Here is a 26036-nt window from a genome sequence, read left to right as displayed (position 1 = left end):
GGGGTTTGAACGTCCTTGCTGAGGGTGAGGGACTGAGAGGTCCCTCCTAGCCCATAGGGTGCACAAACGTGAGAGCTATCCGCCGGTTTACCGTACGCACAGTCCTGCCCCGGGAGCTGGCCGCACTCGGCGAGCTGGTCCACAACCTCCGATGGTCGTGGCACCCCGAGACCACAGACCTGTTCGCCGAGGTCGACCCGCGCCTGTGGGAACAGGTGGGCCACGACCCGGTGGCCCTCCTCGGCGCCGTGGACCCCTCCAGGCTTTCCGAGCTGGCGGCCGACCGCCGCTTCCTGCGCCGCCTGGCCGACGCCGCCGACGACCTGCGCGAGTACATGACCGCCCCGCGGTGGTACCAGACGCTGCCCGACGCCGCGCATGCCATCGCCTACTTCTCCCCCGAGTACGGCATCGCCGCCGCGCTCCCGCAGTACTCAGGCGGGCTCGGGATCCTGGCCGGAGACCACCTCAAGGCCGCCAGCGACCTCGGCGTCCCCATCCTGGCCGTGGGCCTGCTCTATCGCCACGGCTACTTCACCCAGTCGCTGTCGCCCGAGGGCTGGCAGCTTGAGCACTACCCGTCGCTCGACGCGGGCGGCCTGCCGCTGACCCTCCTGAAGGAGGAGGACGGCACCCCCGTCAAGATCCGCGTCGGCCTGCCCGAGGGCCGGGCGCTGCACGCCCAGCTCTGGGTGGCCCAGGTCGGCCGGGTGCCGCTGCTGCTGCTCGACTCCGACGTGGCCGACAACGACAACGCGGCCCGCGACGTCACCGACCGCCTCTACGGCGGCGGCACCGACCACCGGCTCATGCAGGAGCTGCTGCTCGGCGTGGGCGGCGTGCGCGCCATCCGCGCCTACTGCCGCATCACCGGCCACCCGGAGCCCGAGGTGTTCCACACCAACGAGGGCCACGCCGGGTTCCTCGGCCTGGAGCGCATCCGCGAGCTCACCGAGGCGCGGTTGTCGTTCGACGAGGCGCTGGAGGCCGTGCGGGCCGGCACGGTGTTCACCACGCACACGCCCGTCCCCGCGGGCATCGACCGGTTCCCCGTCGAGATGATCGAGCGGCACTTCGGCGGCGACAACGCCTGGCCGACCGTGCCCGTGGAGCGCATCCTCGCCCTGGGCGCCGAGGCCGACCCCGGCCGGTTCAACATGGCGGTCATGGGCATGCGGCTGGCCCAGCGCGTCAACGGCGTGTCGGTGCTGCACGGCGAGGTCAGCCGGGAGATGTTCAAGAGCCTCTGGCCGGGCTTCGACGTGGCCGAGGTGCCGATCGGCTCGATCACCAACGGCGTCCACGCCCCCACCTGGGTCGGCCGTGAGCTGATGGAGCTGGCCGGGCGCGAGCTGCCCTCGCTGATCGAGCGGGCGCGCGGCTGGGAGGGTGTGCAGAAGATCGCCGATGGCGACCTCTGGGACATCCGCGGCATCCTGCGGCGCCGCCTGGTCGAGGGGGCGCGGGTCCGGCTGCGCCGCTCCTGGCGCGACCGCGGTGCCTCCGACGCCGAGCTCGGCTGGATCGACGACGCGCTCGACCCGGACGTGCTGACGATCGGCTTCGCCCGGCGGGTGCCGTCGTACAAGCGGCTCACGCTCATGCTGCGCGACCCCGAACGGCTGAAGAGCCTGCTGCTCGACCCGGACAAGCCGGTGCAGATCGTGATCGCCGGCAAGGCCCACCCGGCCGACGAGGGTGGCAAGAAGCTGATCCAGCAGATCGTCAAGTTCGCCGACCAGCCCGAGGTGCGGCACCGGATCGTGTTCCTGCCCGACTACGACATGGCGCTCGGCCAGCTCATGACGCAGGGCTGCGACGTGTGGCTGAACAACCCGCTGCGCCCGCTGGAGGCGTCCGGCACGTCCGGCATGAAGTCGGCGCTGAACGGCGGGCTCAACCTGTCCATCCGCGACGGCTGGTGGGACGAGTGGTACGACGGCACCAACGGCTGGGCGATCCCCACGGCCGACGGCGTCGCCGACACCGACCGGCGTGACGAGCTGGAGGCCGCCGCCCTCTACGACCTGATCGAGCACGAGGTGTCCGACCGGTTCTACGACCGGGCCGCGGACGGGCTGCCGCGCCGCTGGATGGAGATGGTCAAGCACACGCTGACCTCGCTCGGGCCCAAGGTGCTCGCGGGGCGGATGCTGCGCGACTACGTCGTCGGCCTCTACACGCCGGCTGCCAAGGCGGGCCGCGCGCTGTCGGCCGACTCCTCCGCCGGGGCCCGCGCCTTCGCCGCCTGGCGGCTGCGCGTGGCCAAGGCGTGGCCGGGGGTCCGGGTCGAGCACGTGGAGGGCTCGGGCATCGGCGACACCCCGGAGGTGGGGGCCGCGCTGGAGCTGCGGGCCACGATCGCGCTCGGCGACCTGACCCCGGACGACGTGCTCGTCCAGGCCGCCTACGGCAAGGTCGGGCCGCACGACGAGCTGATCCGCCCGAGCTACCTGGCGCTCACGCCCGTCGACACGGACGACGACGGCCGCGCCCACTACAAGGGCGTGGTGCCGCTGGACCGCACGGGGCCGTTCGGCTACACGGTCCGGGTGGTGCCCCATCACGCGCTGGCGGCCTCGCCGGCCGAGCTGGGGCTGGTCACCGTGCCGGAGGAGCCGGTCGGGATGACCAACGGCACCCTCCGGTGACGACGGGGTCTCCGCCCTGCCGGGGCGGAGGGCCTTGACGGCGCTGGATAATCGGGATGTGGACGACAGCGGGAACGGCGTGCGAGCCGACACTCTGGTGGCCACGGTCCGCGGCGTGCTTCCCTCGTTGACGCCCGCCGCGCAGACCGTCGCACGCCTCATCCTGGAGGATCCCGCGACGGTGGCGCGGAGCACCATCACCGAGCTGTCCGCCGCCTCCGGCACCAGCGAGGCCACGATCGTGCGCACGGCCAGGCTGCTGGGCTTCGCGGGCTACCCGCAGCTCCGCCTGGCCCTGGCCGCCGCGGCCGCCCAGCCCGACCGGCTGGTGCCCGGCGACCTCGCGCCCGACGATCCGCTGTCGGAGGTCATCGTCAAGGTGGCCAGGGCCGAGTCCGAGGCGATCAACGACACGGTCGCCCAGCTCACCTCGGAGCGGCTCGGCCTGGTCATCGACGCCATCGTGGGGGCGCGCAGGGTCGACGCCTACGGCGTGGGCGCCTCGGGCCTGGTCGCGGCGGACGTCGCGCAGAAGCTGCTGCGCATCGGCCTGTCCAGCCACGCCTTCCAGGACGCCCACCTGGCGCTGACCAGCGCCGTCCTGCTCAAGCCCGGCGACGTGGCCATCGGCATCAGCACGTCGGGCGAGACGCCCGACGTGCTGGAGCCGCTGGGCCGGGCCAAGGAGGCCGGCGCCACCACCGTGGCGATCACCAACAACCCGCGCTCGACGATCGCGGAGCTGGCCGAGCACGTGCTCATCTCGGCCGGGCGCGAGACGGAGTTCCGTCCCGGCGCGCTGGCCAGCCGCATCAGCCAGCTCCTCGTCATCGACTGCGTGTTCGTCGGCGTCGCCCAGCGCACGTTCGACTCCTCCCAGGAGGCGTGGAACAGCACCAGGCGCGCCATTCAGGAGTTCACCCGGAGAACGTCACACGCACGTCGTCAGCCTTGACGAACATGACGCGGTGCCCGAACTGGATCTCCAGGTACTTCGTCTTGCCCTTGACCACGCTGTGCGGCTCCGGCTCGAAGGTGACCGCGCGGTAGTACTCGGTCGCCGCCGGGCCGGCCAGCGTGTACTTCTCGCCGGCCGAGAAGGTGTACTGCAGCGGGGTGACCGCCTGGTACGGGATGTCCGCCGGGTACGCCTCCTTCTCCGGGTAGGCCCTGCCGTACACCGGGACCGTGGCGAGGCCCGGCTTGGGCGTCACCACGAGGCCCATGGAGGGCACGGCGGTCGGCGCCGAGGCGGGGTTGTGGAACCACGCCTTCTGGCCGAGGTACCAGATCGCCGTCCAGTCGCCCTGCCGGTCGGCCACGGCGAAGCGCTGGCCGGTGGTGGCGCGGGCGCTGTGGTCGTACACGCTGTAGAGCGACTCGCCGGTGGGGTGCTTGCCGATGTCCTTGACCAGCGGCGCGTCGGCGCGCGGCTCGGTGCGCAGCCAGACCGTGGAAGCGGGCAGCGGCGGGCAGGCGTTCTCCGGGTTCTTGCGGTCGCAGCCGTAGAAGTACGGCTTGTTCGTCGCGAAGTCCGGCTTGATCATGATGGAGCCGGCCCTGGGGCCGCCGAACTGGTGCAGCGGGGCGCCGATCAGCTGGAAGTAGTGCGTCCAGTCCCAGAACGGGCCCGGGTCCTCGTGCATGCCCTTCACCGTGGTCGGCAGCGTGCCGGGCACGTTGTCGTGGCCGAGGATGTGCGCGCGGTCGAGCGGCACGCCGTGGCGCAGTGCGAGGTAGCGCACCAGCTTGGCCGACGACCGGTACATCGCCTCGGTGTACCAGGTGCTGCCCTCGGCCAGGAAGCCCTCGTGCTCGATGCCGATGGACTTGGCGTTGATGTACCAGTTGCCGGCCTGCCAGCCGACGTCCTTGGTCTTGATCTGCTGGGCGATGTGGCCGTCACTGGAGCGGACGGAGTAGTGCCAGCTGCCGGGCCAGGTCGGGTCCTGGTTCAGCTTGACCGAGGGGCCCCAGTAGCCCTCCATGTCGTGGATGACGATGTAGTCGATCTTCTGGCTGGCGGGGCGGTCGGCCAGGTCGTAGTGGCCGTAGTCGTCGCCGGGGAGCTGGGCGTAGGCGGCCGGGATCCACTCGCAGGAGATCGTGGGCGGGCACTCGACGCCGTCGCGGCGCGGCGGGCGCAGGCCGAGCTTCTCCAGCCACTTCTCGACGGCCTCCAGGCCGGGGATCGGCCTGAGGGTGACGCGGTCGCCGTCGTCGGTGACCCGGTCGGCGCCCTCCTTGATGGTCGCGTACACCTCGTCGGCGAAGACCTTGGCGGCCTGCGACTCCTCGGCGCCGGAGTACTTCGCGACCGCGCCGTACCACTCGGCCGGGTCGCCGCTCAGCGGCGCGCCGATCGACTTCTGGTAGTCGGCGAGCAGGGCGGCGCCGCCCCTGATGTTGGCGGCGTCGTCGGCGCGCAGCTTCTCGCGGCTCTCGCCGGTGAGCTCGGCGGCCTTCTCGATGGTCCGCAGCGAGGCGGGGATCTCGGCGGGGGCGGGGGTCGCGGTGGGCGCCGCCAGTGGCCGGGCCTCGTCGCCGCGGGGGTCCTCCTCGCCGTCCGCGTGGTGGTTGGAGCCGGCGAAGGAGGCGGCGTCGGTCAGGTGCATCGGGCCGAACCCGGCGTTGTTGCTGGGCTGGCCGGCGTGGGCGTCCCAGCGCGACTCCAGGTAGGAGACGCCGAGCAGGACGCTCTCGGGGACCTTGAACTCCTCGGCGGCGGCGGTGAACGCCTGCTGCCGGTCGTCGGGCTCGGCGGCGTGGGCCGCCGTGGGAATGCTCGCTAAGGGAAGGAAGGCGACAGCGGCGATCGCCAGCGCTCTGCGCATGGGCGCTCCTAGACTGCTGGGGGCGTGGTGCAGGCACAGCGTCTCAACATTTTCTTTCTTCGGCGAGAGCTTTGCGAAGGTTTTTTTCAGCAGTTCACGGCGGCCGATCTTCCGCAGGGCGCTCTTGTAGGGTCGGGGCATGGCTGAGTTCGTACGCGTAGAGGTCGCCGGGCAGACCGCCACCATCAGGCTCGACCGCCCCAAGATGAACGCACTCAACGGCCAGGTGCAGAGGGAGATCGCCGAGGCGGCCCGCGCCGTCGACGCCGACCCCGACGTCCACGCGGTCGTGCTCTACGGCGGCGAGCGCGTCTTCGCCGCCGGCGCCGACATCAAGGAGATGGCCGGCATGTCCTACGCCGACATGGCCCTGCACTCCCGGACGCTGCAGGACTGCTTCACCGCCGTCGCGCGCGTCGGCAAGCCCGTCATCGCCGCGATCACCGGATACGCCCTCGGCGGGGGGTGCGAGCTGGCGCTGTGCGCGGACTTCCGCGTCGCGGGGGAGTCGGCCAAGCTCGGCCAGCCGGAGATCCAGCTCGGCATCATCCCCGGCGCGGGCGGCACGCAGCGGCTGCCGCGCCTGGTCGGACCGGCGCGGGCCAAGGACCTCATCTTCAGCGGCCGGCACGTCCCGGCCGCCGAGGCCCTCGCGATGGGACTGGTGGACCGGGTGGTGCCGGACGCGGACGTCCACACGGCGGCGCTGGAGTGGGCGGCCACGTTCGCCGGCGGCCCGACGGTGGCGCTGCGGGCCGCCAAGCAGGCGATCGACCAGGGCCTGGAGACCGACCTGGACACGGGGCTGGAGATCGAGCGCCTCCAGTTCTCCGGCCTGTTCGCCACCGACGACGCGCATGCCGGGATGACGGCCTTCGCCGAGAAGACGCGCCCCAAGTTCTCCGGGCGCTGACTTCCTTCCGTCACGGCACGGCCCGGCAGCCCCCAGTCGCCGCACGCGGCTGAGGGCCTCCAGGGACACGGCCGCTGAGCCCGCACGGGGCCGGGCGCCGTCACGGCCGCCAGGTCACCGGGGCCGTGGTCACCCGTCGACCACCACCGTGGTGAGGGCCCGTGGGGCCAGGGTCACCGTGCGGTTCCTGACCGGGGACGGGGTCAGGTTGTTCGTCTCGTCCGTGAGGTACGCCGTCGCCCGGCCGCGTACGTCGCTCCACGTGACCGGGGCGGTCCCCGTGTTGAGGACCTCCACCACCCGGGAGCCGTCCGCGTTGCGGAACGCCGAAACTTTCAGCGCGGGGTCGGCGGCGGAGGCGTCCACCCGCACCGCGCCCGGCCGGATGAACCGGCTGTAGGCCGCCAGCGCCCACAGTCGCTTGGACACGTGGTAGGTCCTGGCCGTCTCGTCGATCTGGAGCAGCGCCCGGGTGGCTCCGCGCGAGGCGCCCAGCCAGTAGACGTAGCCGCTGACGTTCCCGAGGGTGAGCGCGTCGTGCACGGCGGAGGCGATCGTCATGCCGTCGGAGCCGCCGCCGTCGTCCCAGCGCTCGTCCCAGGTGCTGCCGTTGGGGTTCCACTCCGACATCCACGTCCGGCGGGCGGTGGGCAGGGGGCCGTCCACGGGGCTGGCGTAGGTGTGGCCGGTGTGGGTCTTCACCCAGCGGCGGGCCTGCGGGTCGGCCTCGATGGCCGCCGTGTACGCCTTGGCCTCGTTCCAGCCGAAGGAGTCGCAGCACACCACGTCCACGCCCTTGGCGATGGGCCCGAGGACCTTGGCGAACTCCGCGGCCTCGGCCGGGGTGAACCGCATGGAGGCGTACGTGGCGGTCCAGTCGGGCTCGTTGGTGAAGCCGAGGTCGGTGATCCTGATGCCCTCGCGGGCGTAGAAGCGGGTGTACTGCGCCAGGTAGCGGGCGTAGGCGGCGCGCCACTCGGGCTTGAGCGAGCCGCCGTTCTTGTCGTCGCCGTTGTCCTTCATGTAGCCGGGGGCGCTCCAGGCGTCGGCGAAGAAGCGGCGCACCCCGTACTCCTTGGCCGCCTTGGCGACCCAGACCTGGCTGTTGTCGTCGCCGTCCCAGACGTAGCGGGGCGGCGCGTCGGGGCCGCCCGGGTCCTCGGGCTGGATCGACACCATGTGGTCGTACGGACTGCCGGCGGGGGAGGAGCCGATGCCGAGGCGCAGGATGCTCAGTCCGGCCCCCTTGCCGCGGTCGAACCACAGGTCGAGGATCTCCCGCTGCTGGGCCTCGGGCAGGGCGCGGACCAGCTCGTTGCGGCGGAACGCCTGGGAGATGCCGAAGCCGTCGATCGCCTGGTGGCGGACGTGCTCGCGCACCGTGATCGCGGCCGCGGACGGGCCGGGGGCCGGCCCAGTGAATGGGTCAGTTGGCGGGCCGGTGGATGGACCGGCGGATGGGACGTGGACGGCCGGCAGGCCGAGCAGGGTGATCGCGACAACGCCTCGCCACATGGCGCCCTCCGAAACTTTCGGAACTTCAACGATATATTTCGCGCGCGTCCCGGAAACGTAAGCGCCGGCCGGGCATCCGTCAACACCCCTGTCAGTGCCGGGAGGCTTGAGCTGGGCGGCCTTCCCGCTCCGGGGAGCGGGTCCGCGAGGGCGCGAGTAAGAGATGGTGTTGCCATTCGGGCACGGCGCGATGGCGGGTGGCGATTTCCCACTATGGTGGCGTTTCATGATGCGCGTCCTGGTCCCCGCGCGGCTCCGTCAGGCCGTGCGCACGTGGTTCGATGCCCGGTACATCTCCATCGCCGACCACCGCCAGGACATCCGTGACGCCCTCTGGGAGGTCCAGACCCTGCGCCGCGAGATGGCGACGCTCCAGGCCGAGGTCGAGCGCCTGCGCAACGCCAGGCCCGCGACGGCGGGGGCGGACCGCGCCAAGCTGGACGAGACCCGCCGCCTCGCCCAGGACGCCCAGCGCCTGGCGCAGGAGACGGCCAAGGCGATGGACGGCGTGCTGCAGAACGAGGTCCTGGTCTGGCAGGCCATCGACGACCTCAGGTCCCACGCCGGCGCCCAGGAGCGGTCGTGAGGGTCGTCTGGTCGGGCGGTCACCTGACCTTCCGCCTGGACCCCGAGGACGAGATCACCGGCCACGCCTCCGACGGCCACCCCGTCAAGCTCGCGATCAACTCCTGCACCGTCTCGGGCGTTCCGGACGACGCGCACCCCGACCTGTTCGCCGTGGCCGCGTGGACCGTCGCCGCCCCGTGGACGCGCAGGCGGATCACCTTCGACCGGGCCGTGTCGGCCGAGGTCGCCGCCGCGCTGCACGACGGGTGGGGCGTCGAGGCCGGGCCCGTGGGCGCCGAGCCCCGCCGCGCGGGCAGCACGCTCGCGATCTCCTACAGCGGCGGCGCGGACTCCGTGGCCGCGGCCACCGTCTACCCGGATGCCCCCTTCGTCCACTTCCGGCGGGTGCCGCACTCCCGCGTGCCGAACCGGTGGCCCCACTACCGCTCGGATGTGCTCGCCAAGCTGGCCAAGGGCACCGGGCGCGAGCTCACGGTCTTCGAGTCCGACCTGGAGTACACGCTCGCCGAGCCCCGCCCCGGCTACCCCGAACACCAGGCCGTCGCGGCCGGCGCGCTGCTGTCGGCCGACCGGCTGGACCTCGGCGGCCTCGGCTTCGGGTACGAGATGGGCTCCCGGTGGCTGGGCGGCGGCCGTTACCTGCTGCGCTACACGCCCGACAACGACCTGTGGGCGCCGCACGGCAAGTGGGGGCGGCTGTTCGCCGCGGTGGGCGTGCACATCGTGCTGCCGGTCGGCGGCGTCAGCGAGGCCGTCACCATGCGGCTGGCGCTGGGCTCGGAGCTCAAGGACCACGTCCGCTGGTGCCTGCGCGGCACCGACGGCCCCTGCCGCACCTGCGGCAAGTGCCTGTACAAGGAGCTCATCCAGGCCGCCGTCGAGCGGCGGCCCCTCGACACGCCCATCACCGCCGACCGGGCCGTGGCCCGCAAGTGGATGCGCCCGCCGCCCTACGGCGGCCAGGAGATGATCCAGTACGGCCTGGCGCGCGTGCCCGGCATCGAGAACACCGTGTTCGCCAAGGCTCTGGAGTACTTCGACGTCACCGAGGAGTCGACGAGCTGGCTCGACCACTGCTACCCGCCGGCGATCGAGGAGATCCCGCGGGCGTGGCGCGAGCGGGCGGCGGCGTTCATGGCCGCCGAGGTCGGGTTCATGACGGACGACGAGGTGCGCCGGGTGGAGACCTGGGGCTCGTGAAGGAGGAGCGGCGGATGAAGGTGTACCTGTCGGTCGACATGGAGGGCGTCACCGGGCTCACCGACCCGGAGGAGATGCACGCCGGCAAGCGCGGCTACGAGCGCGGGTGCGAGCTGATGACGGCCGACGCCAACGCGGCCGTCGCGGGCGCCTGCGCCGCCGGCGCCACGTCGGTGCTGGTCAACGACGCGCACGGCTCCACCAAGAACCTCCGCATCGACCTGCTCGACCCGCGCGCCACCCTCGTCCGCGGTCCCGGCAAGGCGCAGCGGATGGCGCAGGGCCTGGACGGCTCGTACCAGGCGGCGGGCTTCGTCGGCTACCACGCCCGCGCCGGCGTCCAGCACGGCGTGCTCAACCACACGTGGATGGGCAAGGAGATCCAGAACGTCTACCTCAACGGCGAGGTGTGCGGCGAGACCCGGCTGGTGGCCGCGTGCGCCGGGTTCCACGGCGTCCCGGTCGTGCTGGTGACCGGGGACGAGGCCGTCGGTGAGGAGGCGCGCGAGCTGCTCGGCGACGTCGAGACGGTCGCGGTGAAGAAGGGGATCGACAAGTTCTCGGCCGAGTTGCTGCCGCCGGGCGTCGCCCAGTCCCTCATCCGTGACGCCATGGAGCGGGCCCTCAACCGGTTGACGGACTTCACGCCGTACCAGCCGGCTCCGCCGTACACGCTGGGGGTGGAGTGGAACTCCACGGCCATCGCCGCCGCGGTGGGGCTGATCCCGGGGGTGAAGGCGGTGGGGTCGCGGCACATCGAGTTCACGACGGACGACTTCACGCAGATCATGGCGCTGTTCGGCATCTTCGCCACGATCGGCGGCCAGATCGCCTGCGGCAGCGGCCCCTACGGCTGACACGGCCCGGCCGGACCCGCCGCGACCGACGCGGGGTGTACGGTGCGGATCGGCCGTCGCCCCGCCGAGGGGGACGGCCTTCTGGATGTCCGGAGACCTGCCTGGAGAGAGGTACGGCGTGGAGGGTGCGGCGCTGACGCGGCGGGGGCTGCTCGTCGGCATCGGGGCGGTCGGCGGCGCGGGCGCGATGTACGCCGCCATGGGCGCTCTGGGCCTGGCGCCGTCCGGTCAGGACAAGGCGTTCGCGGCTCCGCGCCCCGGCGACTTCTCCCTCAGCGGCAGGGCCGCGGCCAAGGTGGTGATCCTGGGCGCAGGTGTCGCCGGGCTCACCGTGGCGTACGAGCTGGGCAAGGCCGGCTACGACTGCACGCTGCTGGAGGCGCGCGGGCGGGCGGGCGGGCGCAACCTCACGCTGCGCGGCGGCGACCGGCTGACCGAGATGGGCGGCGGCTCGCAGGAGGCGAGGTTCGGGGAGGGCGTCTACTTCAACGCCGGCCCCGGCCGCATCGCGCAGTGGATGGTCACGCTCGACTACTGCCGCGAGCTGGGCGTGCCGATCGAGACGTTCGTGAACAGCAACGCCCAGGCGTACGTCCACACGAACGGCGGCACCATGCGGGCCCGCACCGCAAAGGCCGATATGTACGGATATATAGCGGAGCTGCTGGCCAAGGCGACGAACGCCGGCGCCCTCGACCGGCGGATGACCAAGGACGACCAGGAGCGCCTGCTGGACTTCCTGCGCAGGTTCGGCGACCTCGGCCCCAAGCTGGACTACGAGGGCTCGCCGCGCCGCGGTTACCTGACGTACCCGGCTCTCGACGGCGGGACCCCCGTCACCGGCCCCGGCACGCTCCATGACGTCCTCGCCGCCGGCACCGGCCGCGCCATACTCAACGACTTCGGCTACGACCAGGCCACCCCGATGTTCCAGCCGGTCGGCGGCATGGACGCCATCGTCGCGCGGCTGACGGAGGCCGTGGGCGCCGACCGGATCAGGACCGGCGCCCGCGTCACGAAGATCACAAACCTGGCCGACGGCGTCGAGGTCACCTGGGACGGCGGCAGCCTCAAGGCCGACTACTGCGTCGCCACCCTGCCGCCCCATCTGCTCGCCCGGGTCCCGCACAACCTGGGCGCCCAGGTCACCGCCGCGCTGAGGACGCCCGTCCCCGTCGCCGCCGGCAAGATCGGCATGGAGTACGGCCGGCGCTGGTGGGAGCTGGAGGACCGCGTCTACGGCGGCATCACCGAGACCGACCTCGACATCGCCCACATCTGGTACCCGTCGTACGGCTACCACGCCGAGCGCGGCCTGATCGTCGGCTACTACAACACCGAGCGCGACGCCGAGCTGTACGGAGCCCTCACCCCCGAGGACCGCCGCCGCCGCGCCCTCACCCAGGGCCGCAAGATCCACGGCGACAAGTACGGCAAGGACCTGCTGTCCAGCGTCTCCATCGCCTGGGAACGCCAGGAGCACATCCAGGGCGGCTGGGTCCGCTGGCCGGCCTTTGATTCGTCGTTCACTCTTCTGCAACGTCCCAGCGGAAGGGTCTACTTCGCGGGCGACTGGCTCACCCACCTGATCGCCTGGCAGGCGGGGGCCATGGAGTCGGCCCGCGCCGCCGTCACGCAGCTGCACCAGAGGGTGCTGCGCGCGCAGTGACGGCGCCGCTGTCACCGGGACCGCGTAGGGTCCTGGGAGAGCGAACGAGGAGATGGGATGACGTTGCACTGGGTGCCCGCGACCGAGCGGACCGACCTGCTGGCCGACCCGGTGGCCCGCGCCGTGCGCGAGCTGGCCGAGGCCGCCGAGGTGGCCGAGATCGACCCCGAGCTGGCCGACACGGCGGCGTTCTGCGAGCGCTACGGCGTCGGCATGGACGAGTCGGCCAACTGCGTCGTCGTCGCGGCCAAGCGCGGCGGCGAGACCCGCTACGCGGCCTGCATGGTGCTGGCCACGATGCGGGTCGACGTCAACGGAGTGGTGCGCAAGCACCTCGACGCCCGCAAGACGAGCTTCGCGCCGATGGCGCAGGCGGTGGAGCTGACCGGCATGGAGTACGGCGGCATCACGCCGCTGGGCCTGCCGGCCGACTGGCCGATCCTGGTCGACGCGCGCGTGGCCGAGCATCCGAAGGTGGTCATCGGCAGCGGCCTGCGCCGCAGCAAGCTGGCCGTCGCCGGCTCCACCCTGGCCGGGCTGAAGGGCGCGGAGGTGCTCGCCCTGGCCACCGACGCCTCATAGGACAACATCCAGCAGAAACGCACTAAGCAGAACAACACCCAGCAAAACAATACAAAGCAGACGGTCGCCGCGGCCCGCGAATGTCGTGGCCGATTCGATACCGACGGATCGGAAACCGATGGCCCCGATCCGGACGTTGTACGAGTGGGAATGTGGCCTCATGGTTCATCTCGTGGGCGGGGATTAAGCCGGTATGGTGCTTCATGCCATGAACGATGACCGACTTGGCCCTTACCGGCTGCTCAGGCGGCTCGGTGAAGGCGGAATGGGCGTTGTCCACCTCGCTGCCGACCCCCAGGGCCGGCAGGTGGCGGTCAAGGTCCTGCGGGGCGAGGTCGCCGGCGACGAGGTCGCCAGGCGACGGCTGTCGCGCGAGGTCGAGACCATGCGCCGCGCGCGCAGCAAGTACATCGCCGAGGTCGTCGACGCCGACGTGACCGGTCATCGTCCGTACATCGTCACGCGCTACGTCGCCGGACGCTCGCTGGACGAGATCGTCAAGGACGACGGCCCGCTGGACCTGCCCGCGCTGGTGCGCATCGCGCACGGCGTGGCGACGGCGCTGGCCGCCGTCCACTCCGTCGGCGTGATCCACCGCGACCTGAAGCCGGGCAACGTGCTCATCCTCGACGGCGAGCCGGTGCTCATCGACTTCGGCATCGCGCAGGCGGTCGACGCGACGCGGCTGACCCAGACCGGCATGTTCATCGGCACGCCCGGCTACCTCGCCCCGGAGATCATCGAGGGCCAGGAGGCGGGGCCGGAGGTCGACGTCCACGCGTGGGCCGGCACGCTGCTGTACGCCAGCACCGGCCAGCCGCCCTTCGGCAAGGGCACGCTGGAGATGGTCTTCTACAACATCACCGCCGGCAAGGCCGAGATCGGCGCCGCCCCGGCCGAGCTCCAGCCGCTGCTCAAGGCGGCCTTCCAGCGCAACCCGGCCAAGCGGCCGAAGGCGGCCGAGCTGGCCGAGCAGACCGCGCGCATGCTGCCCCGGACACCGGGGCGGGCGCCTGACGAGATCTCCACCGTGCCGGGGCCCGACCGGTCGCAGTTCGACCTGGCGGCGCCGCGGCCCGTCACGGAGCGGCCGTCGTGGGAGATCTCCACGCCGCCGGTCACGCCCCGGCAGCTCCTCGACGGCCAGGACGCCCGCTTCGGCCGGCCGGGCGGGCCCGTTCCCGGGGTTCCCGGCGTCTCGGGAGTCTCCGGGCAGATGCCGTCGCACCAGGACCTCGCGCAGACGGACCAGCCGTTCGTGTCACTGCTTCCCGGCCAGGCAGGCGCGCCCGCGGTCGGCGGCCCGGCCGCCGGCGGTGACCAGGACGACCCGTGGGCGAGCGACGAGGGCGACCCGTGGCCGACCCGCCGCGTGACGCCCGAGGAGCTGCGCCGCATGCAGCAGGAGGCCGGCTCGCAGCCGTGGCGCAACGCGCCGCGGCCGGGCGACGACGCCTTCTCCGCGCGCCCCGGCGAGCACGTCCCGCCGCCGTCGCACGACGGCGACCTGCCGACCCGGCGCGTACGCCCCGACACGCCCGACTACGGCCGTCCGAACGTCGACTACGGCCGCCCCAACGCCTCACCCGCCCCCGGCACGGGACCGAACGCCGGCCCCGCGCCGTACCCCGGACCGGGCCCGCACGCCGGGCCCGCCGCGTTCTCCGGGCCGCACGCCGCGCCCGGCGCCGGCCACCAGGCGAGCCATCAGGGCGGGCACCCGGGCGGGCACCCGGCGGGACATCCAGCCGGGCACGGGTTCGGCATGGGCGGACCCGCCGGACCCGCCGGACCGTCCGGCCCCGCGCCGGTGCCGCAGCCGCGCCCCGTCCAGCAGCAGCCGCCGCCCTACATCCCCGCACAGCCCCAGTACCCCCCGGACCCGAGGACCAAGCGGGAGCCGTTCATCCCGGGCGCCGTGCCCGGCCAGGCGCTCCAGCGCTCCCGGGCGTACGGCGTGGCGGGCGCGATGCTGCTCCTCATCATGATCGTTTCGGCGGTCATGGCGCCCGTGCTGGTGGCCGTGGTCGTCGTACCCGTCGCGGTGCTGCTGCGCGCCGCCGACCTGGCCCAGCCCGAGCTGATCGCCCGCCGCTCGACCGGCGCGGCGGCGCTGGACGTGGTCAGGGTGTTCGGGCATCCGCGAGCCCTGGCCAAGTCCGTGGGCATCACGCTCGCCCTCGTGCTTTACGCGCTCATCCTCGGGCTACCGGTTACGCTGCTGCTCACCGTGGTGCTCGGGACGGACCCGTACAACGCGCTGGCCTGGGGGGCGGCGGTCGCCCTCTGGACCCTGTGCGCGGGGCCGGGAGTGGAGGGTCCGGGGCGCCAGATGCGCAGGACGCTCGCTTCCCTCGTACCCTCGAGAACAGCGGCGGTGGTCGTCGCGGGCGTCCTGGCGGCGGCCGCGGCGCTGTCGCTCGTCCTCGCCTACGGCACGTTCAGGGACGACGCGAGGAGGGCCGTATGGACTCCGGTGGACGTGGGACCTGTGGTGAAGCAGCTCGACGGACTGAAGGGGGACGCGGGGGGATGACGGGGGGAAGACGGCGATGAGCACGGGCAACACCCAGGCGCCAGAGCGGCTCGGCCCCTACCGGGTGGTACGGAAGATCGGCGAAGGCGGCATGGGGGTTGTCCACCTCGGCGTCGACTCCGAGGGCCGCGAGGTCGCCATCAAGGTCCTGCACCCGCACGTGGCCGCCGACCTCAAGGCCCGCGACCGGCTCACCCGTGAGGTCGAGACCATGCGCCGCGTGCGCAGCCCGCACGTGGCCGAGGTGCTCGACGCCGAGCTCGTCGGGGGGCAGCCGTACGTGGTGACCCGCTTCGCGCCGGGCCGCACGCTGGAGGAGACCGTGCTCAACGACGGTCCGCTGGCGGCGGGCGAGGTGATCAAGCTCGCCCGCGGGCTCTGCCAGGCGCTCGTGGCCATCCACGCCGCCGACGTGATCCACCGCGACTTCAAGCCGTCCAACGTCATGCTGGTCGACGGTGAGCCGCTGGTCATCGACTTCGGCATCGCCCACCTGGTCAACGCCACCCGGCTGACCCAGACGGGCATGTTCGTCGGCACGCCGGGCTACCTCGCCCCGGAGATCATCCGCGACTCGGAGATCACCCAGGCGGCCGACGTCCACGCGCTGGCCTCGACGGTGTTCTTCGCCGCGACGGGCGCGCCGCCGTTCGGGACCGGCACGTTCGAGGTGGTCTGCTTCAACATCATGGAGGGGCGGGCCCAGCTCGACAAGGCGCCCGCGTGGCTGCGCGGCTGGCTCACCCGCGCCCTCGACGTCGAACCCGCCTCCCGGCCCAGCGCCCAGGAGCTGCTGCGGATGGCCAGAGCGCTCGACCCGTCGGTCACGACCTTCCACGAGACCACGCCGGACACCGGGCCCGGCGGCACCAAGAAGCTGTCCAGCCGCACCCGGGTCCTCGACTCGTACGCCGACTCCTACGCCGACCTGCTGCCGCCCGTCGAGTACGGCACGCCGCCGCCCCGGCAGGAGCCGCCCAGGCCGCGGCAGGAGGAGCGCCCGCCGCCCTACGTCCCGGCGCCCATGCCGGCCCGCCCGCCCGCGCCGCGGCCGGACCAGCGGGTCGCCGGCCATCCCGGCCGGGCCCCCGGCTACCCGGCTCCCGGATACCGGCCGCCCACGGTACCCGCGAGCGCGCCCGCGACCCAGGGCGGTCGCCGCCCGGCCACTCCGCCCCCGTACACGCCGCCCGCCGAGCGCAAGCGCTACCTCGTGGGCAGCCAGCTCATCGGCGGGCTGCTGCTGATCATGCTCGTCGCGCTGACCGTCATGATGCCCGTCGCCGTGGGGGCGGTCGCCATCGCGCTCGCGGTGGTGCTGCGGGTGGGCGACTACCTGTTCGGCGACATGGTCAAGCGCCGCCAGATCCGCGGCTCCAGCGCCGCCGACCCGCTGCTCGTGCTCGTCGGCACCCCGTGGGCGCTGGTCAAGGCCGCGCTCGTGTCGCTGGTCCACGTGCCGCTGTCGATCCTGTTCGGCCTCTGCGCGTACGGCGTGCTCCGCTGGGGCGGCGGCATGGGCGTCAACGAGGCCGCCGCGTGGGCGGCCGGCGTCTTCTCGGCCGGCCTGTTCGTGCTGCCGGGCGGCGGACCGCCCCGCCGGACCGTCACCCGCGCGATCACCGGCATGCTGCGCAGCCCCGGAGCCGCCACGGTCGCGCTGCTGGCGGTGGGCACCCTGACGCTGGTCGTCGCGATGTTCGCGCTGGGCCAGGAGACGGTGTGGAGCCCGTGGCGCGCTCCCGAGACCGTGATCAGGGAGCTGACGCGCAACGCCCAGGACAGCGCGATGGGGCTTTTCACCGGACTTGTCGACGACCTCCTGCGAAGGGTGGGACTGGGCTTCCTGTCGCCCTGGTCGTGAGTGTCCCGACGCGCCCCTGAGGGGAAGGAAGCGGTATGAGCGAGCATCTCGGCCCGTACCACCTGCTCTCCAGGCTCGGCTCCGGCGGTTTCGGCGAGGTGCATCTCGCGCTCGACCCCGAAGGGCGCACGGTCGCGGTCAAGGTGCTGCATCCGCACGTCGCGGCCGACACCGTCGCGCTGGCGCGGCTGGCGCGCGAGGTCGAGACGATGCGCCGGGTCGGCGGTCCGTACGTGGCGGAGGTGCTCGACGCCTCGCTGGACGTGGCGCGGCCGTACCTGGTGACCCGGTACGTCCAGGGCAGGCCGCTCAGCGCGGTGCCCGTACCGGTGGCCGACCTGCCGCGGCTCGCGGCCGGGCTGGCCGCGGCGCTGCTCGCCATGCACGAGGCCGAGGTCATCCATCGCGACCTCAAGCCGGCCAACGTGATGATGGCCGAAGGGCGGGCCGTGGTCATCGACTTCGGCATCGCGAGCGCGCTCGACTCGCTGTCGGTGACGGCCTCGGGGGCGGTGGTGGGCACGCCGGGCTACCTGGCGCCTGAGGTGCTCGAAGGGCATGAGGCGGGAATGGCGGCCGACGTGTTCTCCTTCGGCGCCACGCTGGCGTACGCGGCCACCGGACGGCAGCCGTACGGGCAGGGCCCGGCTTCGGCGGTGGCCTACCGGGTCGTCCACCACGAGCCGGACCTGGAGGGGACGCCGGAGTGGCTGGAGCCGCTGCTGCGCCGCTGTCTGTCCACGGATCCCGCGGAGCGTCCGACGGCCGCCGAGTTGTGCACGCAGCTGGGTGCCCTCGCCGGTCCCGCGCGAGCCGGGGCGGTGGAGGCGCACGACGGGCAGCAGCCGCCCGCCACCTCGCCCGCTGCCACTTCCACCGCCGCCTCGGCCGCGTTCTCCCCTTCGCCGGGAGCGTTCGTGCCGGGAGCGTCCGTGCCGGGCGACTCCGTGCCGGGAAAGTCCGTGCTGGGAGAGTCCGTGCCGGGCGGTTCAGCCGGGGGCGCTCTCGCGGCGGGCGTTCCTCCGTTGGGTGGCGCGGCGGCCGGCGGTCCGGCCGTCCGGCCGCGGCCCGCCGACCTGCCGCGTGAGCGCCGCCGATCGCGGGCCGAGCGTCGCCGCGAGGGGCTGCACGACCTGGAGACGCGCGAGTGGCGGCCCGGCGACGACCCGCGGCGCCGCTCCGCCGAGGAGTCCATGGCGCGGCACCGGGAGAAGGTGCGCAGGCGCTGGGTGATCGGCTCCGCCCTGTTCGTGGCGCTGCTGGCCGCCGCGGCGCGCGAGCCGCTGCCGGAGGTGGCGCTGTTCCTGCTGGCCGGCTACACGCTGGCGGTGGTGGCCGACGCGGGCGTGGCGCTGTTCTCCCGCAGGCCGTACCGGACGAGCCGGATCGTCGTGGACTTCGCGAGCATCGCGGGCGCGGCGGGGCTGTGCCTGGGGCTGAGCGCGGCGTTCAGCACGTTCACGCTCGCGCTCTTCGCGGGCACCGCGCTGGTCGTCGGGATCGTGTTCCTGCTGTCCGCCTGACCGGTGGCCCCTCGCCGCGTACCGAACAAAGTTCGGTAGAGTGGGCCTGGTGAAGCCGGGACGCGGGTACGGAAGGTCGTGTTTGCGACTAAGCTACCCATGGGTAACATGTCGGCGGGGGCCGGGAACGACTCGTGCCACCCGCTGCCACGGAGCCCACGCGACACCTGGCAGTCTGGACAGCATCCAGCGCCCGCCGCACCGACGCGGTGGCGCACGCGAGCACGGGAGGTCGGCCACCGGCCATGAACATCGTCGTCTGCGTGAAGCAGGTCCCCGACACGGCGACCGAGCGCAAGCTGCGGTCCGATGACAAGACGCTCGACCGTGACGCCGTAGACGGCGTGGTCAACGAGCTGGACGAGTACGCGGTCGAGGAGGCCCTCAAGCTCAAGGAGGCCCACGGCGGTGAGGTCACCGTCCTCACCATGGGCCCCGGCAAGGCCACCGAGACCATCCGCAAGGCCCTGGCCATGGGCGCCGACAAGGCGGTCCACCTCAGCGACGACGCCCTGCGTGGCTCCGACGCGCTGTCCACCTCCTACGCGATGGCGCAGGCGCTGAGGCGGATCGGCTTCGACCTGGTCATCCTCGGCTCCGAGTCCACCGACGCCCGCACCGGCGTGCTCGCCGCGATGCTGGCCGAGCGGCTCGGCACCCCGCAGCTCACCCTCGCCAACAAGGTCGAGGTCGACGGGTCGTCCATCACGATCCAGCGGCTGACCGACTACGGGTTCGACCGGGTCGAGGCCACCCTGCCCGCCGTCGTCTCCGTGGTGGAGAAGATCAACGAGCCGCGCTACCCGTCCTTCAAGGGCATCATGGCGGCCAAGAAGAAGCCGGTCGAGACGCTCGGCATCGCCGACGCCGAGATCGCCGCGGACCAGGTGGGTCTCGGCGCCGCCTGGTCCGAGGTCGTCGACTTCGCCGCGGCCCCGCCGCGCGCGGCCGGCACCATCGTCAAGGACGAGGGCGACGGCGGCGTGAAGGCCGCCGAGTTCCTCGCCTCCAAGAAGTTCATCTGAGAACGGGGGTTTTGCTGATATGTCGGAGATTCTCGTTCTCGTCGAGCAGGTCGACGGCGAGGTCAAGAAGGTCACGCTGGAGCTGCTGACGCTGGCCCGCTCCCTCGGCACGCCGGCCGCCGTCTGGGCCGGCCCCGGCATCACCGACGGGGCCAAGGCCAGGCTGGCCGAGTACGGCGCCGAGAAGATCTACGTCGCCTCCTCCGGCGACGTGGTCGACTACGTGGTGGCCCCCAAGGCCGAGCTGCTCGCTCAGCTCGTGGCCGAGAAGTCGCCCGCCGCGGTGCTGGTGGCGGCCACGGCCGAGGGCAAGGAGGTCGCCGGCCGCCTCGCGGTCAAGACCGACTCGGGCGTCATCACCGACGCCGTGGGTCTCGGCGAGGGCTTCGTGGCCGACCAGTCGATCTTCGGTGGCGGCGTGAACGTCCGCTCCCGGGTCCGCAGGGGCACGCCCATCGTCGCCGTACGCCCCAACTCGACCGCCCCCGAGCCCGCCGCCGGCGCCGGCACGGAGGAGGAGGTGTCGCTCTCCCTGAGCGACACCGCCAGGGCGGCCCGCATCGTCGAGCGGGTCAAGCAGGAGAAGGGCGCGCGTCCGGAGCTCACCGAGGCCGCGATCGTGGTCTCCGGCGGGCGCGGCGTCGGCTCGGCCGAGAACTTCTCGGTCATCGAGGGCCTGGCCGACGCGCTCGGCGCGGCCGTGGGCGCCTCCCGCGCCGCCACGGACGCCGGCTGGTACCCGCACCAGTTCCAGGTCGGGCAGACCGGCAAGACCGTGTCGCCGCAGCTCTACATCGCGGCCGGCATCTCCGGCGCCATCCAGCACCGGGCCGGCATGCAGACCGCGAAGACGATCGTGGCGATCAACAAGGACCCGGAGGCGCCGATCTTCGAGCTCGCCGACTACGGCGTGGTGGGCGACCTGCACCAGGTCGTGCCGCAGCTCGCCGACGAGGTCGCCAAGCGCAAGTAGCCGCAGGGGAGGGCACGGTCTTCGCTGAATGGCGCTTCGCGCCGGGAGCTCAGGCTGTGACATTGGGGGGCGCAGCCCCCCAAACCCCCGCTCAAGAGCCGCTTCGCCGATTCGCCGGCCGATCACGTCGGATCGGCGTCATATGGCGGGGAACGCCCTGGATCAGCGAATGACGCCACCTCCGGGTCACTAGTCGTGGGCTGCGTGCCGGAAGACGTCAGTGGTGGTGGCGCGGGGCGGGCGGAGGTCCCCGAAACGGCCAGTTCGTACTGCCAATTTCCGTAACTCCATGTGCTTGACGTGTGACAATAAGTGCCATGCCGTCCCCCCGCCATGACGCTCTCATCCGGCTGTTCAGCAATCGTCCCCAGTTGGCGGTCGAGGTTCTGCGTGATCTTCTGGGAATGCACCTGCCTGCCACTCCGCTGATCCGGCTGGAGGAGTGCACCTTCAACACTCGACCTTCCGACGACATCGAGGCCGACCTGGTCCTCGTCCTGGGGCCTCCACAGGCGCCCGCACACGCCATCATCGTGGAGATCCAGCAGGACAAGTCCAAGGTCCCCCGGCAACTGGCGCGCTATGCCGCCGCGTTGTGGTTGATGCTGCGCTGTGATGTCACGGTCCTGATCGTCTGTCCCGATCGTGGGGTTGCCGCCCATTATGCGGTGCCGATCGATTCCGGGCTGACCGGTTATCGCTTGCAGGCCCGGGTGCTGGGCCCGGACGGCATACCGGCCATCATCGATCCTCAGGAGGCTGCGGCCAACCTGGCGTTGTCGGCCATGGCGGTGATGGTTCACGGCCGTGACCGCAAGGTGGTGGAGGCTTTCGCCACGGCGTTGACCGCGCTGCGTGACGAACACGCTCCGAAGTACTATGAATACGCCTACAGCATGTCGGCGCCCGAAGTGCGGCACCTCCTGGAGGAGATCATGACGTCCACAGACTGGCCCGTCTACAGCCCCTTCGCCCGCGAACACTACGGTCGCGGTCTCGACGAAGGCAAAGCCGAGGGCAAAGCCGAAGAGGCGGCCAGGATGCTCCTGCTCGTGCTGGGCGCCCGTGGCTTCGACGTTCCAGACGACATCCGCGCCCAGATCTCCACCTGCGCTGATCTTGCCCGGCTGGAAAGCTGGACCACCCGCGCGGTGACCGTCCAGACTCTGCAGGATCTGTTCCACCTGAGCGACGGATAGTCAGAGGAGATCATGACGTCCACGGACTGGCCCGTCTACAGCCCCTTCGCCCGCGAACACTACGGCCGCGGTCTCGACGAAGGTAAAGCCGAGGGTAAAGCCGAAGGCAAAGCGGAGGGCAAAGCCGAAGAGGCGGCCAGGATGCTCCTGCTCGTGCTGGGCGCCCGTGGCTTCGACGTTCCAGACGACATACGCGCCCAGATCTCCACCTGCGCTGATCTCGCCCGGCTGGAAAGCTGGACCACCCGCGCGGTGACCGTCCAGACTCTGCGGGATCTGTTCGACCAGAGCGACGGATAGTCATCAGCGCGGACACCAGCAGCTCGTAGAACTGGAGGAGGCTGGGGACCGCCGGGATCGCGGAGACCACGGCTGTGGTGATGGCTTCACCATGGCGTTCAGCCTCGCACGGCGGCTCTCGAAGGAGCAGCGGCCCAGGTGCGAGGCTGAACGGTGACAACTGTCAGGCGGCGACCTCGACGCGCTCGCGCGCCGGCAGCACCCGGACAGCCGTGGGCTCCTCGCGCGGCAGCAGGCGGGACGCCAGCGCGATCAGCACGCCGAGCACCACCGCGATCCCGAGCGCGGTACGCAGTGAGGTGGCGTCCGACAGGAAGCCGATGACGACCGGCCCCAGCAGCAGCCCCGCGTACCCCATGGCCCCTGCCTGCGCGATGGCCGGACCCGGGTTGTCCGTGGCGGTCCCCGCGAGCGAGAGCGTCATCGGCGAGATCGTCGCCACGCCCAGCCCGACGAAGAACATCGCGAGCACCGCCATCAGCGGCGCGGGCGACGCCAGCACGACCGTGAAGAACCCGGCCGTGGCCAGCCCCGACACGGTCAGCATGCCACGCACCCCGAACCGGGACCGCAGCCGGTCGCCGGTCAGCCGCGCGAGCAGCATGCCCGCCTCGAACACGGGATAGCCGAGCGCCGCCAGCGCCTCCGGCGCGCCCAGCGTGTCGCGCATGAACAGGCCGTTCCAGTCGGCGACCGTGCCCTCGACCATGAACGCGAAGAACATCAGCGCGCCCAGCAGGTAGACGATCGGCGGCATGCGGCGCCGCGCGGCCGTCCCGGCCTCGGAGGCGGGGGCCTCGGGCAGGTAGGCGCGGCCGGCCAGGATCATCACCGGCAGGGAGAGCAGGCCGACGAGCGCCAGGTTGGCGGTGAACGACATGCCCAGCGCGATGGCCACACTGCCCAGGGCACCGGCGGAGATGGCGCCGACGCACCAGCCCGCGTGCATGCCGTTCATGAGGGGACGTCCGTAGGCGCGCTCGACCGTGGAGCCCTGGGCGTTCATGGCGATGTCCACCATGCCGAACGCCATGCCGAAGAACGCGGCGGCGGCCAGGAGGACGGGCAGGTTGGGCGCGTACGCCACGGCGGCCAGGCCGACCGCCGTCAGCGGCCCGCCGACGCGCAGGACCGACCTGCTGCCGAACCGGGCCATGGCGCGGCGCATCGACTGCATGGTGACGAGGGCGCCGAGGCCCCAGACGAGCAGGATCGTGCCCACGACGGACTCCGACAGGCCCAGCTTGTCGGTCAGCGCCGGGATGCGCACGGTCATCGTGCCCACCATCAAGCCGGCCATCACAAATGTCAGGATTGCCCCGTATCGGGCCATCCGCAGGTCCTTCGCCATCAGCACACCTCTCAGAGCGTCACGCAAGGTCAGTCAGTCGGAATGTCGGGGGAACGGGCGCCGGCGGGGGACCGGCGCCCCTTCGGGGGCGAGCGCCGACGGGGTCGGCACCCAGGGGGGGAACGGGCGCCGTGGGGTGCCGGCGCCCGTTCGGGGCGGGTGCCGGCCGGGGCCGGCGCCCTTCGGGGGCTGGGGTGGGGCGGCGGGAATTCCGCGTCCCTTGGGGCAGTCGGGCGCCTCGGGGCACGCGGCCGCCGTCCTGCGGGCAGGAGGCGGGGCGGCGTGCGCCTGGGCCGTGGGGGGCTGGGGCGAGGTCCGCGCCTTCGCGCGTTTACTCTCGGGCCCGCCGAGCCGGGCACGGCGCCTCCGACTCGGCCGGAGATCCTGCCGAAGCCCTCGGACGGGGGCGTTCCGCTCGGCGGGGAACGTTCCGGGCGGGCCCAGTGTTCCGGCCCGGACGGCGGGTAACGCCGCGACCTCCGAGCCCCGCGCGGGCCGCCGTGACCAGGCACGATTCCCGGGCCAGAGCCTCCAACACCGCCCCGCGCCGCCTTATTTCCGCCGCGCGCCGCGTTCACGGCCCGCCCGGAAACCGCGCCCGAAACCAGCCCGTAAACGGTGCCCGAAACCCGTGCGGAAACCCCGCACCCGGGACCCGGAGCGGCCGTCTCACACGCGGACGGACCGCGGCGGAGGGGAACCCCAGCGCGCTAGGACATGGGAGGAGGTTTCAGCAGGGAGCGGAGGCGGGCCTCCAGGGCCTGCAGGTCGCTCTCCGTGTTGAGCTCCGGGTCGTGGCTGGCCACGTCCCAGAGCCCCTCACACGCGAGCCGTACGATCTGCGACGCCAGCGGGTCGGGCTCCCCGCGCAGCTCGTCGCGGTGCCAGCGGGTCATGGCCTCGCGCAGCGGCGCCAGCAGGAACAGGTTGCCCGAGGCGCCGGTCACGACGGCCCATCTTCGCAGTCGGCCCGAGCGTACGGCGGCCAGCGTGGCCGTGAGGTAGCGCTCGGTGTAGGTGTCGCCCGGCTGGGCGGCCATGAGCTGGTCGAAGTCGTCGATGAGGCGCTCGACCATGGCTTTGATCAGGGTCTCCTTGCTACTGAAGTGGTAGAGGAGACCGCCCTTGCTCACTCCCGCGCGGTCGGCGACGGCGGAGAGCGTGAGCGCGGCCGAGCCCTGATCGCACAGCAGATCCTCCGCGGCGTCCAGCAGCTCATCCCGTCTCATGCCTCCACTGTACCGTCCGGACGGTACAGTGGCAAACGAGATACCCTTGCCGGGTGAACAGACCCTCGGTCTACCTCGATCACGCCGCGACCACGCCCATGCTCCCCGAGGCGATCGAGGCCATGACGGAGCAGCTCGGCCAGGTCGGCAACGCCTCGTCGCTGCACGCGGCCGGACGGCGGGCGCGCAGGGTCGTCGAGGAGGCGCGCGAGACCATCGCCGACGCGCTCGGCGCCCGGCCGAGCGAGGTGGTGTTCACCTCCGGCGGCACCGAGGCCGACAACCTCGCCCTCAAGGGCCTCTACTGGGCGCGCGCCCCGCGCCGCCGCATCCTGATCAGCTCGATCGAGCACCACGCCGGCCTCGACCCCGTCCACTGGCTGGCCGAGACGCAGGGCGCCCAGGTGGAGCCGCTGCCCGTCGACGAGGTCGGCCGCGTCCACCCCGACACGCTGCGCGCCGCCATCGCCCGCGACCCCGGCGGCGTCGCCCTGGTCAGTGTGATGTGGGCCAACAACGAGGTCGGCACCGTCCAGCCGGTCCAGGCGCTGGCGGCGGTGGCGCACGAGCACGGCATCCCGTTCCACACCGACGCGGTGCAGGCGGTCGGCCAGCTCCCCGTGTCGTTCGCCGGGTCGGGCGCGGACGCGATCACCGTCAGCGGCCACAAGACAGGCGGCCCGGTCGGCGTCGGCGCGCTGCTGCTGGCGCGCGGCCTGACGCCCGTCCCCGTGCAGCACGGCGGCGGGCAGGAGCGCGACGTGCGCTCGGGCACGCTGGACGTGCCCGCCGTCGCGGGCTTCGCCGCCGCGGTGCGGGTCGCGGTCAAGGAGCAGGAGAGCCAGCGGCTACGGCTGACGGAGCTGCGCGACGACCTCATCCGGCGCGTACGGCAGGCGGTGCCCGACGTCGTGCTCAACGGCGACCCGGAGGGGCGGCTGCCGGGCAACGCCCACTTCTCCTTCCCCGGCTGCGAGGGCGACGCGCTGCTCATGCTGCTCGACGCCAAGGGCGTGGAGTGCTCGACCGGCTCGGCCTGCTCGGCGGGGGTGGCCCAGCCGTCCCACGTGCTGCTGGCCATGGGGGCCGACACGGTGGCGGCGCGCGGGTCGCTCAGGTTCTCGCTGGGTCACACCTCGACGCGGGAGGACGTGGACCGGCTCATCGAGGTGCTCCCGGCGGCCGTCGAGCGCGCCCGCCGCGCCGGCCTCGGCTGACCCGGCTGAC

20 protein-coding genes are annotated in these 26036 nt (G+C 72.5%); 16 read left to right on the top strand and 4 right to left on the bottom strand.

The features are described 5' to 3' along the window. Positions 1-68: 68 nt before the first annotated feature. Together glgP and ACIBG4_RS13325 are read left to right on the top strand one after the other, a co-directional pair. Positions 69-2651 (top strand): alpha-glucan family phosphorylase, encoded by a 2583-nt coding sequence (glgP, locus tag ACIBG4_RS13330; protein ID WP_397202019.1) that lies wholly within the window; start codon positions 69-71, stop codon positions 2649-2651. A gap of 58 nt (positions 2652-2709) precedes the next feature. Further along, a complete protein-coding gene (locus tag ACIBG4_RS13325; protein ID WP_397202018.1) occupies positions 2710-3606 on the top strand; it encodes a MurR/RpiR family transcriptional regulator in 897 nt (298 codons plus the stop codon). Here the strand turns inward: ACIBG4_RS13325 and ACIBG4_RS13320 are convergent. Beyond that, on the bottom strand, positions 3569-5485 hold the full coding sequence (locus ACIBG4_RS13320) for an N-acetylmuramoyl-L-alanine amidase (RefSeq protein ID WP_397202017.1): 1917 nt from the start codon (positions 5483-5485) through the stop codon (positions 3569-3571). The two genes, ACIBG4_RS13325 and ACIBG4_RS13320, sit on opposite strands and share 38 nt — an antisense overlap. A 139-nt stretch (positions 5486-5624) precedes the next feature. Between ACIBG4_RS13320 and ACIBG4_RS13315 the strand changes: the two genes are divergently transcribed. Continuing rightward, entirely contained in the window at positions 5625-6398 is a 774-nt protein-coding gene (locus ACIBG4_RS13315; protein WP_310708710.1) for an enoyl-CoA hydratase-related protein, read from the top strand. A 129-nt stretch (positions 6399-6527) separates the two neighbouring features. On the opposite strand, the gene ACIBG4_RS13310 is transcribed toward ACIBG4_RS13315, so the two are convergent. Then, on the bottom strand, positions 6528-7913 hold the full coding sequence (locus tag ACIBG4_RS13310; RefSeq protein ID WP_397202016.1) for a glycoside hydrolase: 1386 nt from the start codon (positions 7911-7913) through the stop codon (positions 6528-6530). A gap of 226 nt (positions 7914-8139) precedes the next feature. On the opposite strand from ACIBG4_RS13310, the gene ACIBG4_RS13305 reads away from it, so the two are divergent. From ACIBG4_RS13305 to ACIBG4_RS13250, 12 genes are all read left to right on the top strand, one after another. After that, positions 8140-8499: a hypothetical protein gene (locus ACIBG4_RS13305; RefSeq protein ID WP_310708712.1), complete on the top strand. Its 360-nt coding sequence runs from the start codon at positions 8140-8142 to the stop codon at positions 8497-8499. Next, positions 8496-9701: a DUF6395 domain-containing protein gene (locus ACIBG4_RS13300; protein WP_397202015.1), complete on the top strand. Its 1206-nt coding sequence runs from the start codon at positions 8496-8498 to the stop codon at positions 9699-9701. Before ACIBG4_RS13305 ends, ACIBG4_RS13300 begins: the two co-directional genes overlap by 4 nt. A gap of 14 nt (positions 9702-9715) precedes the next feature. After that, positions 9716-10558, top strand: coding sequence for a M55 family metallopeptidase (locus ACIBG4_RS13295; RefSeq protein WP_397202014.1), 843 nt, complete (start codon positions 9716-9718; stop codon positions 10556-10558). Between the two features lie 85 nt (positions 10559-10643). Continuing rightward, entirely contained in the window at positions 10644-12227 is a 1584-nt protein-coding gene (locus ACIBG4_RS13290; protein ID WP_397202013.1) for a flavin monoamine oxidase family protein, read from the top strand. A 57-nt stretch (positions 12228-12284) separates the two neighbouring features. Beyond that, on the top strand, positions 12285-12809 hold the full coding sequence (locus ACIBG4_RS13285; protein WP_310708716.1) for a YbaK/EbsC family protein: 525 nt from the start codon (positions 12285-12287) through the stop codon (positions 12807-12809). 208 nt (positions 12810-13017) lie between these two features. Beyond that, entirely contained in the window at positions 13018-15345 is a 2328-nt protein-coding gene (locus ACIBG4_RS13280) for a protein kinase (protein ID WP_397202012.1), read from the top strand. Between the two features lie 16 nt (positions 15346-15361). Further along, on the top strand, positions 15362-17209 hold the full coding sequence (locus ACIBG4_RS13275; RefSeq protein ID WP_397202011.1) for a serine/threonine-protein kinase: 1848 nt from the start codon (positions 15362-15364) through the stop codon (positions 17207-17209). Between the two features lie 35 nt (positions 17210-17244). Then, positions 17245-18732 (top strand): serine/threonine-protein kinase, encoded by a 1488-nt coding sequence (locus tag ACIBG4_RS13270; RefSeq protein WP_397202010.1) that lies wholly within the window; start codon positions 17245-17247, stop codon positions 18730-18732. Positions 18733-18977: 245 nt separating this feature from the next. Further along, complete coding sequence (locus ACIBG4_RS13265) at positions 18978-19757, top strand: electron transfer flavoprotein subunit beta/FixA family protein (protein ID WP_397202009.1); 780 nt, start codon at positions 18978-18980, stop codon at positions 19755-19757. A 19-nt stretch (positions 19758-19776) separates the two neighbouring features. Then, complete coding sequence (locus ACIBG4_RS13260; protein ID WP_310708721.1) at positions 19777-20730, top strand: electron transfer flavoprotein subunit alpha/FixB family protein; 954 nt, start codon at positions 19777-19779, stop codon at positions 20728-20730. A gap of 317 nt (positions 20731-21047) precedes the next feature. Then, positions 21048-21929 carry a hypothetical protein gene (locus tag ACIBG4_RS13255; protein ID WP_397202008.1) on the top strand — a complete coding sequence of 294 codons (882 nt, stop codon included), beginning with the start codon at positions 21048-21050 and terminating at the stop codon, positions 21927-21929. A 12-nt stretch (positions 21930-21941) separates the two neighbouring features. Next, positions 21942-22229 carry a hypothetical protein gene (locus ACIBG4_RS13250; RefSeq protein ID WP_397202007.1) on the top strand — a complete coding sequence of 96 codons (288 nt, stop codon included), beginning with the start codon at positions 21942-21944 and terminating at the stop codon, positions 22227-22229. Positions 22230-22392: 163 nt separating this feature from the next. Here ACIBG4_RS13250 and ACIBG4_RS13245 read toward each other — a convergent pair whose 3' ends face one another. Together ACIBG4_RS13245 and ACIBG4_RS13240 are read right to left on the bottom strand one after the other, a co-directional pair. Further along, positions 22393-23580 (bottom strand): MFS transporter, encoded by a 1188-nt coding sequence (locus ACIBG4_RS13245; protein ID WP_397202006.1) that lies wholly within the window; start codon positions 23578-23580, stop codon positions 22393-22395. Positions 23581-24290: 710 nt separating this feature from the next. Beyond that, on the bottom strand, positions 24291-24809 hold the full coding sequence (locus tag ACIBG4_RS13240; protein ID WP_357620050.1) for a TetR/AcrR family transcriptional regulator: 519 nt from the start codon (positions 24807-24809) through the stop codon (positions 24291-24293). 53 nt (positions 24810-24862) lie between these two features. Between ACIBG4_RS13240 and ACIBG4_RS13235 the strand changes: the two genes are divergently transcribed. Continuing rightward, positions 24863-26026 carry a cysteine desulfurase family protein gene (locus tag ACIBG4_RS13235; protein WP_397202005.1) on the top strand — a complete coding sequence of 388 codons (1164 nt, stop codon included), beginning with the start codon at positions 24863-24865 and terminating at the stop codon, positions 26024-26026. Positions 26027-26036: the final 10 nt, after the last annotated feature.

The organism is Nonomuraea sp. NPDC050383 (genome assembly GCF_044459125.1).
Taxonomy (GTDB): Bacteria; Actinomycetota; Actinomycetes; order Streptosporangiales; family Streptosporangiaceae; genus Nonomuraea.
Note: the sequence above shows the minus strand (reverse complement) of the source record. Positions and strands in the feature narration are given on the sequence as shown.